The organism is Paenibacillus sp. KN14-4R (assembly GCF_052180255.1).
Classification (GTDB): domain Bacteria; phylum Bacillota; class Bacilli; order Paenibacillales; family NBRC-103111; genus Paenibacillus_AM.
In genome coordinates, this window is the sequence record NZ_CP197466.1 from 421,402 (window position 1) to 439,963 (window position 18,562).

16 protein-coding genes are annotated in these 18,562 nt (G+C 40.7%); 11 read left to right on the forward strand and 5 right to left on the reverse strand.

Features of this window, described 5'->3' with window-relative positions:
* Window positions 1-7: 7 nt before the first annotated feature.
* Window positions 8-1,753: a SulP family inorganic anion transporter gene (locus tag ACSBOP_RS02120; RefSeq protein WP_442602855.1), complete on the reverse strand. Its 1,746-nt coding sequence runs from the start codon at window positions 1,751-1,753 to the stop codon at window positions 8-10.
* A 159-nt stretch (window positions 1,754-1,912) separates the two neighbouring features.
* Window positions 1,913-2,239, reverse strand: coding sequence for an ArsR/SmtB family transcription factor (locus ACSBOP_RS02125; RefSeq protein ID WP_442602856.1), 327 nt, complete (start codon window positions 2,237-2,239; stop codon window positions 1,913-1,915).
* A 174-nt stretch (window positions 2,240-2,413) separates the two neighbouring features.
* Between ACSBOP_RS02125 and ACSBOP_RS02130 the strand changes: the two genes are divergently transcribed.
* A complete protein-coding gene (locus ACSBOP_RS02130) occupies window positions 2,414-3,283 on the forward strand; it encodes a phosphotransferase (protein WP_442602857.1) in 870 nt (289 codons plus the stop codon).
* Window positions 3,284-3,395: 112 nt separating this feature from the next.
* Here the strand turns inward: ACSBOP_RS02130 and ACSBOP_RS02135 are convergent, their stop codons facing one another.
* Entirely contained in the window at window positions 3,396-4,292 is an 897-nt protein-coding gene (locus tag ACSBOP_RS02135; RefSeq protein WP_442602858.1) for an AraC family transcriptional regulator, read from the reverse strand.
* A 211-nt stretch (window positions 4,293-4,503) separates the two neighbouring features.
* Here ACSBOP_RS02135 and ACSBOP_RS02140 point away from each other — a divergent pair, with 211 nt between their 5' ends.
* From ACSBOP_RS02140 to ACSBOP_RS02170, 7 genes are all read left to right on the forward strand, one after another.
* On the forward strand, window positions 4,504-6,003 hold the full coding sequence (locus ACSBOP_RS02140) for a serine hydrolase domain-containing protein (protein ID WP_442602859.1): 1,500 nt from the start codon (window positions 4,504-4,506) through the stop codon (window positions 6,001-6,003).
* Window positions 6,004-6,623: 620 nt separating this feature from the next.
* A complete protein-coding gene (gene cysK / locus ACSBOP_RS02145; protein ID WP_442602860.1) occupies window positions 6,624-7,559 on the forward strand; it encodes a cysteine synthase A in 936 nt (311 codons plus the stop codon).
* Between the two features lie 325 nt (window positions 7,560-7,884).
* Window positions 7,885-8,334 carry a hypothetical protein gene (locus ACSBOP_RS02150; protein WP_442602861.1) on the forward strand — a complete coding sequence of 150 codons (450 nt, stop codon included), beginning with the start codon at window positions 7,885-7,887 and terminating at the stop codon, window positions 8,332-8,334.
* Window positions 8,335-8,590: 256 nt separating this feature from the next.
* Window positions 8,591-9,310, forward strand: a complete 720-nt coding sequence (locus tag ACSBOP_RS02155) for a suppressor of fused domain protein (RefSeq protein WP_442602862.1) — start codon at window positions 8,591-8,593, stop codon at window positions 9,308-9,310.
* 72 nt (window positions 9,311-9,382) lie between these two features.
* Window positions 9,383-9,862, forward strand: coding sequence for a DUF4265 domain-containing protein (locus tag ACSBOP_RS02160; RefSeq protein ID WP_442602863.1), 480 nt, complete (start codon window positions 9,383-9,385; stop codon window positions 9,860-9,862).
* 174 nt (window positions 9,863-10,036) lie between these two features.
* Entirely contained in the window at window positions 10,037-10,873 is an 837-nt protein-coding gene (locus ACSBOP_RS02165; RefSeq protein ID WP_442604340.1) for a YitT family protein, read from the forward strand.
* A gap of 150 nt (window positions 10,874-11,023) precedes the next feature.
* Window positions 11,024-11,941 (forward strand): DNA-3-methyladenine glycosylase family protein, encoded by a 918-nt coding sequence (locus ACSBOP_RS02170; RefSeq protein WP_442602864.1) that lies wholly within the window; start codon window positions 11,024-11,026, stop codon window positions 11,939-11,941.
* A gap of 29 nt (window positions 11,942-11,970) precedes the next feature.
* Here ACSBOP_RS02170 and ACSBOP_RS02175 read toward each other — a convergent pair whose 3' ends face one another.
* Together ACSBOP_RS02175 and ACSBOP_RS02180 are read right to left on the reverse strand one after the other, a co-directional pair.
* On the reverse strand, window positions 11,971-12,990 hold the full coding sequence (locus tag ACSBOP_RS02175) for an AI-2E family transporter (RefSeq protein WP_442602865.1): 1,020 nt from the start codon (window positions 12,988-12,990) through the stop codon (window positions 11,971-11,973).
* A 149-nt stretch (window positions 12,991-13,139) separates the two neighbouring features.
* A complete protein-coding gene (locus ACSBOP_RS02180) occupies window positions 13,140-14,450 on the reverse strand; it encodes a sigma 54-interacting transcriptional regulator (protein WP_442602866.1) in 1,311 nt (436 codons plus the stop codon).
* A 244-nt stretch (window positions 14,451-14,694) separates the two neighbouring features.
* Here ACSBOP_RS02180 and ACSBOP_RS02185 point away from each other — a divergent pair, with 244 nt between their 5' ends.
* From ACSBOP_RS02185 to ACSBOP_RS02195, 3 genes are all read left to right on the forward strand, one after another.
* On the forward strand, window positions 14,695-15,615 hold the full coding sequence (locus ACSBOP_RS02185) for a proline dehydrogenase family protein (RefSeq protein ID WP_442602867.1): 921 nt from the start codon (window positions 14,695-14,697) through the stop codon (window positions 15,613-15,615).
* Window positions 15,616-15,904: 289 nt separating this feature from the next.
* Entirely contained in the window at window positions 15,905-17,386 is a 1,482-nt protein-coding gene (gene pruA, locus ACSBOP_RS02190; protein WP_442604341.1) for an L-glutamate gamma-semialdehyde dehydrogenase, read from the forward strand.
* 167 nt (window positions 17,387-17,553) lie between these two features.
* A complete protein-coding gene (locus tag ACSBOP_RS02195; RefSeq protein ID WP_442602868.1) occupies window positions 17,554-18,477 on the forward strand; it encodes a hypothetical protein in 924 nt (307 codons plus the stop codon).
* Window positions 18,478-18,562 lie beyond the last annotated feature (85 nt).

The following is an 18,562-nucleotide window of genomic DNA, read 5'->3' on the forward strand; positions in this document are numbered from 1 at the left end:
TTTCGTGTCATTGGGTTCGAACGTTGATAACTCTCGAGTTTGATAGTTGATGGCATTCACGGAATGCAAAATGCTTGCATCCAAGACATTGAGAGTGGTTAAGTTTTGTTAATGCAAAGCTAACCGCGTTACCTGTTTTTTCAAAAAAGTGTTCCTGACCAATGAATTCGTCTAATTTTGTTTTTTGAAGCATTTGGCGTGGTTGATTTTGTATTTCAGAAATGATTACGGTGCCACCGTGCTTTTTAAAGTGCTTGACGATACTTGATAAATTGGATTCCCCTGTTGTGTCCATATAAGGAACATTGCCCATTTTCAATATTAGCACTTTCGGTTTGTAATTAATTTCGTCCATAATGGATTTCTCAAACATATTAGCAACCCCAAAGAACAAAGCTCCTTCGACGGTGTAGATACTGATTTGAGGGCAATTATGTTGCTCATTAACCATATGTGCGGATACTTTTTCGTTCTTATCGGATGGGTCGGGCAATACCTTTACCGTAATAAGAAGGCTGCTCATATGTTTCACAAAAATGATAACTGATAAGATTAAACCAACTTCAACAGCGGTTGTCAGATCTGTAAAAACAGTAAGTAGAAAGGTAATAAGCAAAACTAATGACTCTGCAGTTTTAGTTTTTAAAACGTGAACGAACTCTTTACGTTCGCTCATATTCCATGCAACAACCATTAGAATGGGTGCCATGCTCGCAAGAGGAATGTTTGAAGTATATGGAGCAAATATGAATAAAACTAACAGGACAACAATGCCATGAATGATCCCAGAGAAGGGTGTCTCGGCTCCATTTTTAATATTTGTTGCAGTTCGTGCAATAGCCCCGGTTGCTGGAATGCCGCCGAACAGCGGAGTTATCATATTGGCGATACCCTGACCAATCAATTCACGGTTGCTGTTGTGCCTGGTTCCTGCCATTCCGTCAGCAACTACAGCTGAAAGTAAGGATTCAATACCACCTAACATAGCTATTACAAAAGCCGGTTTAATTAAAGATTGAATGTGTTCAATTGAAAGTGAAGGAAAGTGTATGCTAGGCAAGCTATTTGGAATTGCTCCGTAAGTAGAACCAATAGTTGCTACTTTGTCAGGATAGAATATTGACGCTACAACAGTAGAAATCAATAATCCAACTAGTGAACCAGGAATTTTAGAAACAAGCTTAGGTGTAAAAATGATAAGCACCAGACAAATCACAGCAGTTAAGACACTGTAAATATTGATTGTCGAAATGTGAATGCCTAATTCCTTCATATTGGAAAGAAAATCTTGATGCTTTTGAAGATTACTGAGTCCAAGGAAATTGGCGATTTGTCCTGTGAATATGGTAACGGCAATTCCTGTTGTAAAGCCTATTGTAACGGGGCGTGGTATGAATTTGATTACACCGCCTAATTTAAAAATCCCCATTAATAGTAATATTACTCCTGCCATAAAACCTGCGATAAGCAAGTTTTCGTACCCATACTGCATAACAATCGCAAATAGTATGGGTATAAATGCTCCTGTCGGACCGCCGATTTGGAATTTTGAACCACCAAGTAATGAGATTAGTATTCCTGCTACTATCGTTGTGTATAATCCATATTCAGGTTTAACCCCTGATGCAATTGCAAACGCCATTCCTAATGGAATGGCGATAATACCTACAATCAGACCTGAAATCAAGTCTTTTTGAAATTTTTTTCTATTATATCCTTGAAATCTGCCACTAAAAGAGAGTTTCAAATCCATTCCCACCGTCTCGAATATTTGATTATTTGAATATATATAAAATCATATATCTGAATTAATCAGATGTCAATTTCATAATTCCGCAAAATACATTCAAAAATAAACAAAAAAGGAAGTAGATCGGGGATAACAACCCGATTCACTCCTTTTTGTTGTGAATTACTGATTTTTTATATTTTCTAACATGGAAATAGCATTCACAAGATGATTGTCAAAAATCTGCTTGGCAACAATAAGCAAGTCTTTTATCAATGGATCTGTAAGAGAGTATATTACTGAGGTTCCATCTTTAATTCCGCGGACTACATTTTTATTTCTTAATACGGCTAACTGTTGTGAAACGGCAGAACCTTCACTACCCAATATAGTTTGTATCTCATTAACGTTTTTGTCGCCCTCGACTAAAACTTCAAGGATTCTTATACGTAATGGGTGTGCTAACGCCTTGAAAAAATCGGCTTTAAAATGCTGTATTTCTTGATACATAGCGTTCTCTCCTGAAGTTTTGAAAATTTGAATATATAGATATAATATCACATATTGGAAAGTATTAAATCAAATATTATATTATTTGAAATTATAAGAATGAGGATTGGTTCTGAATGGTTGATAACGACAAGTTGTACTTCTTATATGGGGAGAGTTCGGGAGGTAGTAAAAATGGCACAAAGACTAGATGTTAACAAAATCATTAAAGACCTTCGTGAAACAGGTGTAATTGATTCAACCTCAAAGGTTACTAATAAGATGAAGGGCACCACCGATGGACTTGTATATACTCTTACAGTCAACGACGAACCGAAATATGTGTTGAAGTTGGATAGTGCACAAAATATATCCTTGGTTGAACAATTGCTTCATACTTATCGGCATGCTACTCTACCGCCTAAACTTCTCTATACGGATCCTGCAAAAGCATATATTGTTTATACATACATTACTGGTACAACCCATTATAAAAGAGGATCAAAAATAAACTGGCTGACACTTTTGATCAATGGGCTTATCAATCATTATGAAAATTTTCAACATACGGACAAGTGGGGACTCTGGTTGGAAGATCCGTGTGAAACTTGGCGTGATTTTATTGATCAGGGTGTGGAATATGCTCGAATTAATGTGGGGAGCCTTTTACCAATTGAGGATTACCATAAAGTGAAATCTTGTGTTGGTAATATATCGAAGGGTGAAGGACATGAAAGATTTTTACTTCACGGCGATTGTGGTGTCCATAATTTCGTGTTTGATCAAAACGCATTAAAAGGAGTTATTGATCCTTCACCTATTGTTGGACCTGTGCTGTATGATTTCATTTATGCGTTTTGCTCCTCTCCTGACGATTTAAACCTAGAAACTTTAATTCCAGCATTTACTTTGCTAAATCATGAACCACCTATGGAAAGATCAATGCTTATCGAAGAAGTGATCATTCAGCTTTATTGTCGCATCGGGATCTGTTTAAAACACCATCCACATGATTTAGCTGATTACTTAAAGGCATGGGACTACTGGAAAGTCCTTGTACCTTAATTATTTATGTCCCTCAATAAATGATGCTTACGGAAGGCATTCCTATTTATTCAAAGATAAACAGAAAGCTTCGGATCACTCCGAGGCTCTTTTCTTTCTATTATCACATTATCTAATTTTGAGCACTAGTTATTTTTGGAAAGAACAATTCCATCTCACAGTAATCCTCTGCTTGTAATGGATTTATCCGTTCAAAACTATAGGTATTCAAATGATTATTTTCCTTCATCCAACGGCCATAGATATATTCCCATATAGTCTTTAATGTCTTACTCGATATTTCGTTCGGGTGGTGATTCCCTATATACTTAAATACTGCATACTTATTGGCCGGAATCCTCTCGACAAGCATCCCCTTTGGAACGGGGTGTCCTTCTTTAACACGAATGGAAGGCGTATAATACGTGAAGTCGCTATTGCACATAGGCACCCAAGTTAAACCAATATACGTGTCGGGGTCAATTGCGTTTTTTATGCGAGGTCTTTCTTCGTAATAAAACGTCCGTGCGTAATCATTAGCAGTTTGGTTTTCAATATTATCGTTTATGTAAACAGTTTTTCTAAAACCAGCAACAAAAAACGTCGGCAGCACTACATATGTTGGTTTAAAAACTAACCCATCATCCACTTGATAGCAATCCTTTATATTGAAACGTTCAACCACTTTCACAGGTTCCGCTCCATTACGGAACTCTGTTGGTGTCATACCAAACTCGCGTATGAATGCACGAATATAAGATTGATGATGGCCGAACCCATATTCTTGCGCAATATCAGAAATTCTTAGGCTGGTATGAATTAAATCAAGTAGACTTAAAGCTAATTTTCTGGATCTGACATATTCCAATAAGCTTAAACCCGTTGCTTGTTTGAATACTCGATGCAAGTAAAACTTGCTAAGGTATGCATTAGAAGCAATGTCGTCAAGAGTAATTTCTAATCGAATATTTGCCTCTATCCAATTAATGGTCTCCGACAATCTGTTTGTTAGGTATGGTTCGCTTTTCATTGACTGATTGTTCTCCTTAACAAAAGAGCAAGAAATGTTACTTGCGGAGTTTCAAAATGTTTATAATTTGATTATGTACTACATTGAGATAATTTGGAAGCCAAAGACTATCCCATTAGTAGTTTTAACCTGTTAAGGGGCCTGATTATGTGGGTTTTGAGGACGACACGAGCTACATGAACAGCATAAATTTGACCAAGGAGAACCAGGTATGAAAACATCCGTAAAAATAGGAATGATTATGATAGCTATGATTATGGCGGTTAGCGGGTTGTCACCATTTCTAGCCCATGCCGAGTCAAGCGACAAAATACAGAAAATTGAGAAATTTATTGAAAAACAACGAAATATCAGTAAAATCCCAGGGATCTCGGTCGTCATTGTTGAGAAGGGGAAGACGATATATCAGCAAGGCTTTGGATATGCAGATCTTAAAACGAAACAACCAGTAACTGCTGAAACGCGATTTGAAATCGGATCAACAACGAAGGCATTTACAGGGTTAGCTATTTTGCAATTGGAAAAGGAGGGATTGTTAAACCGAACGGATGATGTCCAAAAGTACATCCCTTGGTTGAAATTGAACTACAATGGGGAGCCACAAACCATTACGCTCAATCAGCTTCTTCATCACACGAGCGGAATCGCCTTCAATTCGATCACGCATATTCCGGAGAGTAATGCAGATAATGCCCTTGAACTAACCGTCAAGACATTGTTGGGTCAGGAGTTAAATCGCAAACCAGGAAGTTCTAAGGAATACGCAACAATCAATTACGATGTACTGGGTCTCGTTATAGAGGTGGTGACGAAGAAGCCTTATGATCAATATATGAAACAGCAGATTTTAGAGCCAATCGGAATGAAAGATTCTTTCGTTGGACGACATCAAGTGCAGTCCGCTGAAGTGGCAACGGGCTATAAAATAGGATTTATGAAAGCTCAGACTTACGAAGCGCCAATTTATCGAGGAAATATACCGGCTGGGTATCTAATCAGCAATACGAATGATATAGCAAAATGGATGAATCTTCAGTTAGGGAATGATCCGAGCAATGCAATCGACAAACAGATCGTACAAGCATCACATATCCCGGATCAATCCGTAGAGCCTTCTAAACACGATACCTACTATGCGAGCGGCTGGGTAGTCCAGATGAAAAAAGATAAGCCATACATATATCATGAAGGAGAAAATCCGAATTTCTCCACGTATTTCATCATGCAGCCTGACGAACAGGTGGGTGTAGCGATTTTATCCAATATGAATACGACCTTTACAACAGCTATAGGTCAAGGCGTAATGGATTTTTGGGAAGGAAATGACGTCAACATTCAGCATACCTCTATCTACCAAAAGCTAGACCAGATCTTGACCATTACATGTATCGTCGTCGGCTGTTTTGGTGCATTGTTTGCCTTATTAACTGTGAAAATTCTACGGAAGCTTGCTAAAAAGCAGCGCATGTGGACTTCGTTGAGCTTCAAGAGGATTCTCTTCCTTCTCCTACACACATTGATCGTGGCAGCCATATGGACAATCATGATCATGCTACCAAAGATTTTTCTTGGTGGATTGCCTTGGTCATTTATAAAAGTATGGGCCCCAACGACCATAACAGTGTTCCTTTATAGTGTCCTAGTCGCAAGCAGCATCTATTATATTTATAGCTTATTGCTTGGTTTTACCAAGAAAACGAAATTTTCTTAAAGTTAAAACAGTTCTTCGCGAGGGAGTTTAACTAATTATTGATCTCAAACCTCTGCAATCTATTGCAGAGGTTTGTTTACGACATTGTGGCGGATGTTGGTTTATTAATAAAATAAGGAGTAGTGATTTCATGGACGATTATGTAGGAATAATCATTGCGTTATTGCTAGGGTTTGGATTCCTGTTTATCAGGAAATCTAAACTGTATACAAGCAATTTGATAGCACGATTGACAGGCTATGCACTTATACTAATGAGTCTTTTAATTGTTATTTTTGTAGTAATAGCACATCTTTCCCAATCATCACACAGATATGGACACTAGAAAGAGGATATCACGATAGCGCATAAGCAACTTATCACTGGTGAGGATCAAGAAATTGTTTATGTCCAGGAGACTACTCCTTACCTAATAAGCACAAAAAAAGCCCGCCAACCAATTAAGGTCAGAGGGAATATTCGTACAAAACAATAATGTATTTAAAGTTTTGGATATCTGTGCTCTTTTTAAGGAAGGAACCTAAATTGATTAAGGTTTGATTGTATTTATTTACCACAGGTGATAATGTTTGAATATAAAACCAACTTAATTGGAATTATTTGATGGGAGGTTATGCTTCGTGTCAAGAATAGCGAAGAATCTAACAGAACTTATTGGAAACACTCCTTTATTAGAACTTTCGAATTTCACAAAACTGCACAGTGTCCAAACAAAAATTATTGCTAAACTGGAATACTTTAATCCTGCGGGAAGCGTAAAGGATCGTATTGGTTTTGCTATGATAAAAGATGCTGAGGAAAAAGGATTTATTAATCAAGATTCTATAATTGTCGAGCCTACAAGTGGTAACACAGGGGTTGGACTAGCCTTTGCGGCTGCAGCACTTGGTTATAAGTTAATTATTACTCTTCCCGAAAGTTTCAGCTTGGAACGCAGAAAACTCCTGATCGCCCTAGGGGCAGAACTAGTTCTCACACCCGCACCTGAAGGAATGTCTGGGGCGATAAAAAAAGCTGAAGAAATAGCTGCGGGCATTCCTAACTCATTCATTCCGCAACAATTTAAAAATCCAGCTAATCCCGAAATCCATAAGAGAACCACTGGTGAAGAAATTTGGAGGGATACAGATGGTGATGTGGATATTTTTGTTGGCGGGGTTGGAACTGGAGGAACAATCTCTGGCGTCGGTGAAATTCTCAAAGATCGTAAACAGTCAGTTAAGATTGTAGCTGTTGAACCTACAGATTCTCCAGTACTTTCTGGAGGGAACAAAGGAGCACACAAAATCCAAGGAATTGGTGCGGGTTTTGTGCCGGATAACTTTAATAGATCAGTGGTTGATGAGATTTTACAAGTGAAAAACGAGGAAGCATTTGAGACAGCTCGTCAGTTGGCTAGGAGTGAAGGTTTGCTCGTGGGTATTTCATCAGGAGCCGCAGTCTTTGCTGCTGTCCAGCTTGCGAAAAGACAAGAAAACAAAGATAAAAAAATAGTCGTGCTTCTTCCCGATACTGGAGAACGCTACTTATCGACAGCACTATATCCCGAAGCTTAGATTACACCATAGTTGGATAACCAAAAGAGGTTGCCTTACAGTAGCCTCTTTTGCACTCCCTCGAAATTATTTAATTCCCTCACGCAAGCTCGTGTATTCACAGGATTTCATCCCTATTAGAATTCAGTAGAAGAATGAGTGAGTGTGGGCTTGTAATGTTGAGTCGTTAGAAGGTGTGCGGGAATAGAGGTAGGGGTAGCCTCACCCAATTAGTTCCATATACTACACGTATTCTCCACAGTGCCCTTACCGATTCTCACTCCTATGTCTCATGTTTGAAACCATATGTTACACTTGACTACTAGAAGTTGGATAGGGGGAGCATATGAAAAAAAGCATACTGATGTTAGTTGTATTAGTCGGACTAATTTCTATAGGATATTTGGCTTTTTTGCTTACAACTAACGGAAATAATAGTAACAGTACAAAAATTATTGAGCAAAATATTGTTAAATTAAAGAATGAAAATCGTACTGCAAAATTCGCTGATATTACTCCTTTTGTTTGGGATAAGGCTTTTATAATCGAGGATCCTTTTCTCAATGAAGAGGCTCTAGATAGGATTGTTGGGGCTAAATGTAATTTGGATAGGTTAGAAACTGATATTAAACGTAGAATTATATTTGTGAATGAAGGGAAATTTGTATTCGATTACATTTATGATATCAGAGACTTCATGTATAAATATGTTGGAACAACAGTGCTAACAAAAAGTAGTTCCATTCTTGTAGAGAAAGGAACTACTGAAACCATCATCTTAAAAATAGAACAATGATTATATTTTGACGTAAAAAAGCCGCAGAAACGCGGCTTTTTCATTTTATGGGGTAAAGTTCTTGTCAATTGGTGATGACAAGAACTTTATCCCATTTCCGACAGATCACCTCTAACGGAATAGGAAGAATATATCCAAAGAGAGCAATTGCATGAGGCCCTCCTGATACTGGATGATCCCTATCGACGCGCTTATATATAGACATTATGGTATGATGAATTAGATGGAAATTTGAGGAATAAAAGGAGAGGCGAACATGTCGAAATCGACGGAATATTCGGAGTCGGGGAACCCGATCTATCGCTATAGCGATAGACAGAATGAATGGCGGCCTCCGGAGTACGGGGAAGAAGAATGGATCAAGAAAATCGAAGACCACGTGCGCCAGCATATCGGTGAAGTCGATTCCGTTTTCCACGAAATCCTATCGGATGTCGTTCATATTGATGTCCACATCATAAACCCGACTCCCGAACGCAATTATTATACTTTATTCACAACGGGCATGAGCTTTATGCCCATGAATACGCCAGAAGGAGCGGAAGGCTACGAATACGCGGAATTGATGATCTGCTTGCCGCCGGACTGGCGGATCTCGCAAGAAGATTTACAAAATCCGGATCACTATTGGCCTATTCGATGGCTGAAAATGTTGGCCCGTTTTCCCCATGACTACGACACTTGGCTAGGCTGGTTGCATACGATGCCTAATGGAGATCCGGCCGAACCGCTATCGCAGCAAACGGGGATGAGCGGAATCATTTTGCTGCCTCCCCTTGAAGTGAACGAAGATTTTCTTTCGCTAGACATGGAGGATGGGCGTACCGTACACTTCTATGCCATCGTCCCTCTCTATTCGGAAGAAATGGACTTCAAGTTGAAGCACGGCAGCGACCCGCTGTTGGATAAGTTCGAAGAATATGACATTAACGAGATTATCGATTTGAATCGGCGCAATACGTGCAAAGCTGACTAGAAGTTTTGAATAATGCCTTTGAAGATTAAGATGGTATGTCATGCAAGGAAAGAGGCAGTTGAGGGGCAATGTATGGAACATAAATTAACATTGATTAAGGTTTTTGCTGGCACAAATTCACAGGGAGCAGTTTTAGAGGAGCTTCCTGCAGAATACCTAAGCGATCAAAAATTCAAATTATGTGCATCTCCAGGGCTAGCTCTAGGCCTTGCGAAAGGAGATACAATAAAACTCCATCCCAACGGAGATTTTGAATTAATAAAACATGGTGGAAATTTCTGCATTCAAATTTACAAAGAGCAGCCTATCAAAGAAAAGATAGAAGCAGCTGAATCTATCGTCAAGCGAGAGCTTTCCGGTTCTTTAGATGGATTTCATAATGGCTCGATTGCTTTCACCGCTCCCATCAGCAATGGATTTTATGCCACCAATCATGTTTTCAATAAAATTAGAGATTTATTGGAATCCGAATACTATTACTCTAATATCTACAAAAATCTATATAATTTTGAAGATGAAGAGTTAGTTAGTTGGGCTAAAGATCTGGATTAATCGTTTCAAAACGTCAGTTCTTCCGCACCACGCACGATCTCTGGGATGGAAACCTCATGGTGCATACCCAAAAGCTCAAGATGCGCAGGAGCTACCCAACAATGATCAGAAACCACTGCGCATTTGTTTCAAAGGTTTGCTAAATACTAAAGTATGTTTTAGACTTGTCTTATGATGAAAAAACGATGTATAGATATCCTTATGATTATGGTGGGAGCGTTCCTTTTTGCCTTAGCGATTAATCTGTTTGTTATTCCGAATGAGTTTGGTGAAGGTGGGGTTACGGGGATTACCATCATCCTTTACTATCTTTTTGGATGGTCTCCAGGGCTCATGAGTCTGATTTTAAACGCCATTTTATTAATAATTGGTTATAAATTTTTGGATAAGACGACGACGGTTTACACCATTATTGCTGTCATATTCAATTCGCTTTTCTTATATGTAACAGCGAGTTGGCATATTGCCTCTAATGAATTGATGATCAACGCTATATTCGGAGGCGTATTCGCGGGCGTGGGGATAGGTTTGATCATACGAGTTGGCGGAACAACGGCAGGGAGTACCATCTTAGCTCGAATGATGCATAAGTATTTGGACTGGAATATTAGTTATGCGCTCTTGTTCTTTGATTTGATTGTTGCTTTCTCCTCTTATTTCATTATTGGTGCGCAAAGTCTGATGTTTACGATTGTCATGCTCTACATAGGGACCAAAGTGATGGATTTCATTATTGAGGGGATTAGCTCTAAAAAGGCGGTTACGATCGTATCCAAAGAGCAGAATCAAATTGCCGAACAGGTGAATGTGGTCATGGATCGTGGCGTTACTGTTATTTATGGGCATGGACATTATACAAAAATGCGGAAAGAAATCCTTTATATTGTGATTAGCAAACAAGAAGTGAGCACACTGAAGAAAATTGTGAAATCGATTGATAAAGAAGCGTTTATTACAATTCATGATGTTCGTGATGTATTTGGTGAAGGGTTTGTGGATATTTCAAAATAAGTAATAGAGGAAAGTACAAGCGTATCCTTTTAAGAGGGTACGCTTTTTTGTATGCAAGGAATAAAAGAGCAAGATTACGATAGTCATTTCTCGTAAATTAAGGATACACTATAGAGAGAGGCAAAGAACGGATTGTAAGGAGGAGATGGAATGACAGTTAACCAGGTATACAACGAGCACACCCTAACCATTGTGCCTACAGGGACATTCTCTTTTGCAGTGAATCTAGGTTTTTTGGCACGATCGGCAAATGAATGCATGTATGAGATCGACAATCATACTTTGTATAAGGTAATACCTGCTGCAGGTGATCACGTACTTGCGGAAATCAGGAGCACAGATGACAAGTCCATCGAGGTAAGGCTCTTAAGCAAAGGTGTTCTATCTGCGGAGCACATCCGCTCGGTGCAGCAGTATATGATGGATTGGTTCGACCTCGATACGGATCTGGAAGCATTCTATGAAGTAGCGAAGAGTGATGCGCTGCTCCGTGAGGTGGTTGGACCTTATGATGGGTTACGAATTTTAGGTATTTCAGATTTATTCGAAGCGCTGTGCTGGGGGATTCTAGGCCAGCAGATCAATTTGGCTTTTGCTTATACGTTAAAAAGAAGACTGGTCGAGCAGTTCGGCACTGCCTACTACTGGGAGGGACGCACGTTGTGGACGTTTCCTACGCCAGAGGTACTTGCTAAAGTCGCGGTTACAGACCTAACGCCGCTGCAAATTACGACCCGCAAGGCCGAATATATCATCGGGGTAGCGAAGCTTATGACAGAAGGTGAGTTGTCCAAGGAAAGCTTGCTGCAGCATGGAGATTTGAGATCGGCAGAAAAAGATTTAGTGAAAATCCGCGGCATTGGGCCATGGACAGCGAATTACGTCTGTATGCGCTGTCTGCGGTATCCGTCTTCTTTTCCAATTGAGGATGTAGGCTTACATAATGCGATCAAGCAGCTGCTTCGGATAGATAAAAAGCCCTCAATCGAAGAGATTCGAGGACTTTCTACAGGTTGGTCAGGCTGGGAAGCCTATGCGACTTTCTATTTATGGCGAACAATTTATTAATAGGCGTTTATGACTTCAAATTTTTTGTATTAGTGTGAACCAGTCACCTTATTTTCAACTTCCAACACATCAAGTAGGAACATAAAGATCGGAATACCGATGATCAGACCCCAGATGCCCATGAAATGTTCGGCGAAAATAAGTACCAAGAACGTATAGAAGATCGGCAGATTCGTCTTTGCAGACATCAGCTTCGGATTCAGGACATAGCTCTCAAGTGCGTGAATGAATGCAATGAAGATCAGGATATATACGACATACATGATGCCGCCAATACTGTAAGCAATCGTACAGAGTGGGAATAAGGAGATAACCACACCCGCAACTGGAATGAGTCCAAGCACGAAAATCATCAGTCCCAGACCGATTAATTGTGGGAAGCCCATGATCGATAGTGCAATGACAGACAGTATACAGTTTACAATTGCAATGATGAATTGTGCCTCAATCACTTTGCCAAAGGAGTTTACGAACTTACGACCGAAATAGGCTAACTCTTCATAAACGGCGCCCGCTTTACTTGATTGAAACTGTGAAGTGAATCGAATAATACGTTCCTTCTCAAGAAGAATAAATAGGCTGAGAATAAGAGCAATAAACACTTGGACGCCAAGCTTTCCAATGTTAGCCGCGTATTTGTATAAAAAGTTAAGGCCCTGCTCGATGTAAGTGGAAATATTAGCTTCTTTTGTCATCGAGATAATATAGTTGGCGATTTCATTTTCTTGTGGCTGATTAAAGAACCATTTTATTTGCACAACGAGCTGTGAGATTTGTTCGACGATGACTGGAAGGTACTTAATAATAACAAGGACAAATCCTGTGACGAATGCAATATAGAGTAAGATGACGATAATTTTCGAATTAATTTTGACAACCTTATCGAGCTGGGAAGAGATGAGTTTCTGCAGTTGATTCATTAAAAACGTGAAAATGAACATGATGAGAATTAAGTTGAGCATATCTCTTACTGCATACAGCATGGCAGCAACCACGACTAGGATAATCAGTCGTTTGAACTCTTTACTTTGAAAAAAGTTAGTAACCATAAACGCTCCTATCCGGGATTGTATTTTTATACCTAATTATACTGTTTAGAGTGTCTGTTATCAAATGACGAGCTGTATTTTTTTTCCTCTAAAGAGAAAAGCCACTTTTCTATAATGAGTCTTTCTCATTATGTGAAAAGTGGCTGTATTCATTCTAGATTATGCTGCTTCATCTTGTAGTATAACGCTCCCCGCGAAATTGCGAGTAAACGCGCCGTCTTAGACTTATTGCCCTTTGTTGCTGTCAACGCTTCTTTGATACGCGCTCGTTCAATCTGATCGGCCTGCACGTTAAGAGGCATGGCTTGTTCGGTCAGATTTGTTAACGTCGTTACTTTAATCGTGGGTGGAAGATCTTGTAGGGTAACGACCCCGCCTTGGGAAGCAATAAGAATATGCTCAATCGCGTGTTTAAATTGTGGAATATTGCCTGGCCAGTCAAATGAAGCCAGTGCAGTCACAATTTCAGCACTGAGTACAGGAGCGGGTTTACCCATACGACGAGCGGCATCACTTAGGAACATTCGACTAAGCTCAGGTATATCTTGTTTACGTTGTGAAAGGGAAGGCACCTGTTTAATCTGGAAAGCATAAAATAATTCCTTCAACAAAACGCCGCTTTCAACCAAATGTTCGTAGTCGCTAGGTAAGGATGCGAAGAGGCGACAGCGTAGAGGAATTGACGTCGAGCCACCAATACGTGTGAATTCGCCTGATCTTATGGCTTGCGCCAGCTTCTCTTGTACACTGTGAGGCATCGCTTGTAAATCTTTTAGAAACACACTACCACCTGCGGCTTCTTCTAACTTTCCTGCACGAGCTGCAGAATTGTCACTGAGCATACCGCCTTCAAAGCCGAATAGCTCCGAGTCCATCAGTCCACCTGGAACAGAGCTGCAGCTAATCGCGACGAAGCTATTATTTTTCCCTGCACTTCGTGATAACCATTGGGCAAGTGCCCGTTTACCGACACCTGCGTCACCTGTTAATAGAAGTGGGAAGTTGAGACGGCTGAGATCAGATGCTGCACCGATTTCTTCTTTTTTAAAAGGAAACGCAGTGTAGAGATGCTCATCGCTTGTTTTATCATAAAGCTCACCATTGAGCTGCACATATTGGGTAATATTTTGTTCGATCGATATCGCACCAAGCAGACTGCCATCATGATCAAAGACAGGAAGTGCATTGATCATAACATGCATGTCTGGCCGAGGCTCATGATAAACGTGATGAACGGGACTGCGACTTTCCATCACTTGATAGAGCATGACAGACTCTTTTTGAAAAAAATGGCCAACATGCTGTCCCACAATTTCTTGGGCAGTGATTTCATAGGTGCGTTCAGCAGCTTCATTCCAATACAACACGACGCCTTCCGTATCGACAACGGTAACGGCATCGTTGACACCAGCTAGAATTGCGGCCATAAATGATTTCATTTTGGACATTGTGTCGAACATCACGTCACCACCCTATCATTATGCGATTTTTAATTATCTCAATTATCGGTCTAAATAGTGATTCTAGTATATATAAGGAATTGTAAAAGTTCAATTACTAGGAGGAACAATATATTAACAGAATATTTAAATGATTTTGAATGTAAGGGTTTACAGGGATCTGAAAAATGATTATAATTTAATCAAAACATTCATAACTGTCTAAAAACTGACACTTTCCGAGAGAGGGAGGCACAATTAATACATGGAGACGTTACTGCAAAATGCGTTTCTCTTTTTATCCAAAAACGGGTTTGCCAATCGGGCAGCGAAGAAATACGGCCTGCGCTTTGGAGCTAGCCGATTCGTAGCTGGAGAACAGATTGCACAGGCTATCGATGCGGTAAGAGAACTGAATAAGCACGGAATTGTAGCGACACTGGATCACTTGGGTGAATTCGTATCGACCAAGGAAGAGACGCTGCACGGAACAGATTGCTGTATCCGCACATTAGATGCCATTCATGAAGCGCAGGTAAAATCGAATTTATCACTTAAGCTCACTTCGCTCGGGCTCGATATTTCAAGAGAACTATGCATGGATAACATGCGTCAAATCTTGGATCGGGCGAAGCAATACGGCAATTTTGTACGGATTGATATGGAAGACCATGCGCGCAATGTTGCCTCATTGGATATGTTCTATGAATTGCGCGAGATTTATGGAGAGACGATCGGCATCGTGATTCAGGCGTATTTGTATAAGAGTGAAGCGGATATTGAGGCACTTAATCGTTATAAGCCGAATTTGCGTCTAGTGAAAGGTGCTTACAAAGAACCGGCAGAAGTAGCGTTCCCTCGTAAAGCGGATGTAGATGCTAACTATATTAAAATTATTGAGCAGCACCTGCTCTATGGCAACTATGCAGCTATCGCAACGCATGACGAGAAAGTCATTGAGCATGTGAAGCAGTTCGTGAAGATGCATAATATCCCGAACTCACAGTTTGAATTCCAAATGTTATATGGCATTAAAGTCCAACAACAAAGATCGCTTGCCAACGAAGGCTACACCATGCGTGTGTATGTACCTTACGGCAACGACTGGTACGGCTATTTCATGCGTCGTCTGGCTGAGCGCCCTGCGAATGTTGGTTTTGTTCTGAAATCCATGTTTAAAAAATAATAAGTGTAAGGAGCGTGTTCAAAAAGTGTAACGGAGGAGAATAGAAGCAACTGTAGGAGCGAAGCGATCGCCTTTGAAATCGTGAAAACACCATATAATCTAATCAAATTTCACGATTTCAACAGCGACCGGAAGTGCTTCTTTTCTCCGCAGTGATCAGACTTTTTGAACACGATCTAATTAATAATTATTTTATAAAATATCACCCCAGGGGGAATGAAAAGTGGCAGTTACTCCATACCGTGTAGAACCATTTACAGATTTTACAAACCCAGTTCATAAAGAAGCAATGGAAGTTGCGCTTCGCAAAGTAAAGGGCCAATTGGGCCAATCTTATCCACTTGTTATTGGTGGGGAGAAGATTACAACGGAGCGTCTGATCAAATCGATCAACCCAGGCGATACGGATCAACTTGTGGGTACAGTATCCCAAGCGGATCAAGCACTTGCTGAGCAAGCGATGACAGCAGCTACGAAGACATTTGAAACTTGGCGTTTTGTGGATGCACAAGCACGCGCTGGATACTTATTCAAGGCAGCAGCTGTGATGCGTCGTCGCAAGTTCGAGTTCGCTTCTTGGTTAGTATACGAAGTAGGTAAGAACTGGGGCGAGGCAGATGCGGATGTGGCAGAAGCAATCGACTTCATGGAGTTTTATGGACGCGAAATGATTCGTTATGCAGAGCCACAACCACTTGTAGCACTTGATGGCGAAGACAATCGTCTTACTTACATTCCACTTGGTGTAGGGGTTGTTATTCCACCTTGGAACTTCCCGCTTGCGATTATGGCAGGTATGACATGTGCGGCGCTTGTATCTGGTAACACCGTGATCTTGAAGCCAGCCTCCACATCTCCTATTATTGCAGCTAAATTTGTTGAACTAATGGAAGAGATCGGTCTTCCTGCAGGCGTAATTAACTTTGTACCTGGCTCAGGTGGTGAAATTGGTGACTTCTTAGTCGATCACAACTCCACACGTTTCATCTCATTCACAGGCTCACGTGAAGTGGGTTTACGCATTAATGAGCGTATCGCTAAGCAAGCGCCTGGTCAGAAGTGGATGAAGCGTCTCGTTGCTGAAATGGGTGGTAAGGATGCAGTTGTTGTTGACGCATCTGCGGATGCTGAAGAAGCAGCAACGGCAATCGTACAATCTGCATTTGGTTTCCAAGGACAGAAGTGTTCCGCAGGTTCCAGAGCAATCGTACACCAAGACCTTTATGATGAAGTGTTGGAAAAGGTTATTGCGAAAACAAAGGCATTACGCGTAGGTTTAGCAGAAGAAAATGCACCGATTGGTCCAGTCATTGATGCTAGCGCTTATCATAAAATTTTGGAATACATTAGCATTGGCAAGGGTGAAGGTCGCCTTGTTGCAGGTGGAGAAAAAGCAGAAGGTAACGGCTACTACATCCAGCCAACTGTTATTGCAGACTGCTCTGAAGATGCAAAAATCATGCATGATGAAATCTTTGGACCTGTGCTTGCGGTTTGCAAAGCAACAGATTACAAGCATGCAATCGATATTTTCAACAACACAGAGTACGGTTTAACAGGTGCATTCTTGTCCAACAACAGAGAGCACTTGGAGTATGCACGTGACAACATGCACTGTGGTAACTTGTACTTTAACCGTAAGTGTACAGGAGCGCTTGTAGGCGTTCACCCATTCGGTGGATTCAACATGTCCGGTACAGACTCCAAAGCTGGCGGACGCGACTACCTGATGCTGTTTACACAAGCGAAGTTGGTATCGGAGAAATTCTAAGATAATTACAAAGGCGGTAAACGAGTAAATGAACGAACCTCTAACTGGAGGCACTGTTCGTAAGGCTCGTTTACCGCCTTTTTTACCCTAGATATCACTTGCTATGAATCGTATACTAGTAATAGAGTACGTGTAGCCATTTGGTGGTATGAAAGGAGAGATTCATAATGAGCAATGTGACGATTACAAAAGATACTTATGGCGATTGGGGTCAATGTTTATACGTATCCAATGGTACAGTTGAGCTTGTCGTGACGATAGATATTGGACCGCGTATTATTCGCTTTGGATTTGTTGGGGAAGAGAATCTTTTACTAGAAGATACAGAAGCGAAGATTAGACAGGACAGCGAAGCATTGGATGTATTTGGTGGTGGAGGTTGGAAGCTGTATGGGGGTCACCGTCTATGGACAAGCCCAGAAGCATCACCTCGTACATACTACCCGGACAACAACAAAGTAAGCTATGATCTGATAGATAACGGTGTTATCTTAACGGCAGATGTGGAAAAATGGAATGGCGTTCGTAAAATCATCACGATTCAAATGAACCCGACAGGTGAAGTTGAGCTTAATCACAAGATTGTGAACGAGAATGCTTGGCCGATTGAGCTTGCACCTTGGGCAATTACGGTGATGTCGACAGACGGCACAGCGATTATTCCGCAAACCACACGTGAAACAGGCTTTTTACCGAATCGTATCGTATCCCTATGGCCTTATAGCAAAATGGACGATCAGCGTGTCACTTGGGGCGAGAAATTTATCCTCGTTCAGCAGCAGCCAACTGCCAACAGTTCATTCAAGCTCGGGACAAATAACGAAGCAGGCTGGGCAGCCTATTACAAGAATGATAGTTTATTCGTAAAGTATCATAAGCATGATATCACTGCGACTTACCCGGATCATGGCGTGTCGTTTGAGTGTTATACGAATGAGATTATTTTGGAAATGGAAACGCTAGGTGCTTTGCAGAAGCTGCAGCCGCAAGAGGCGTGTGAACATCAAGAAAGATGGGTTTTAACCCGGGTGAGTGATCTGCCGCTTGGTGATCAAGAAGGGTTAGAACAAAAGCTGAAAAGCCTCGTGTAGTTGTGGAAATGAGGCAACTGAATAGCGCGTAATAGGAAGGAACTATTCTCAAATGAAGTTAAATTAGAGGATAGTTCTTTTTTTG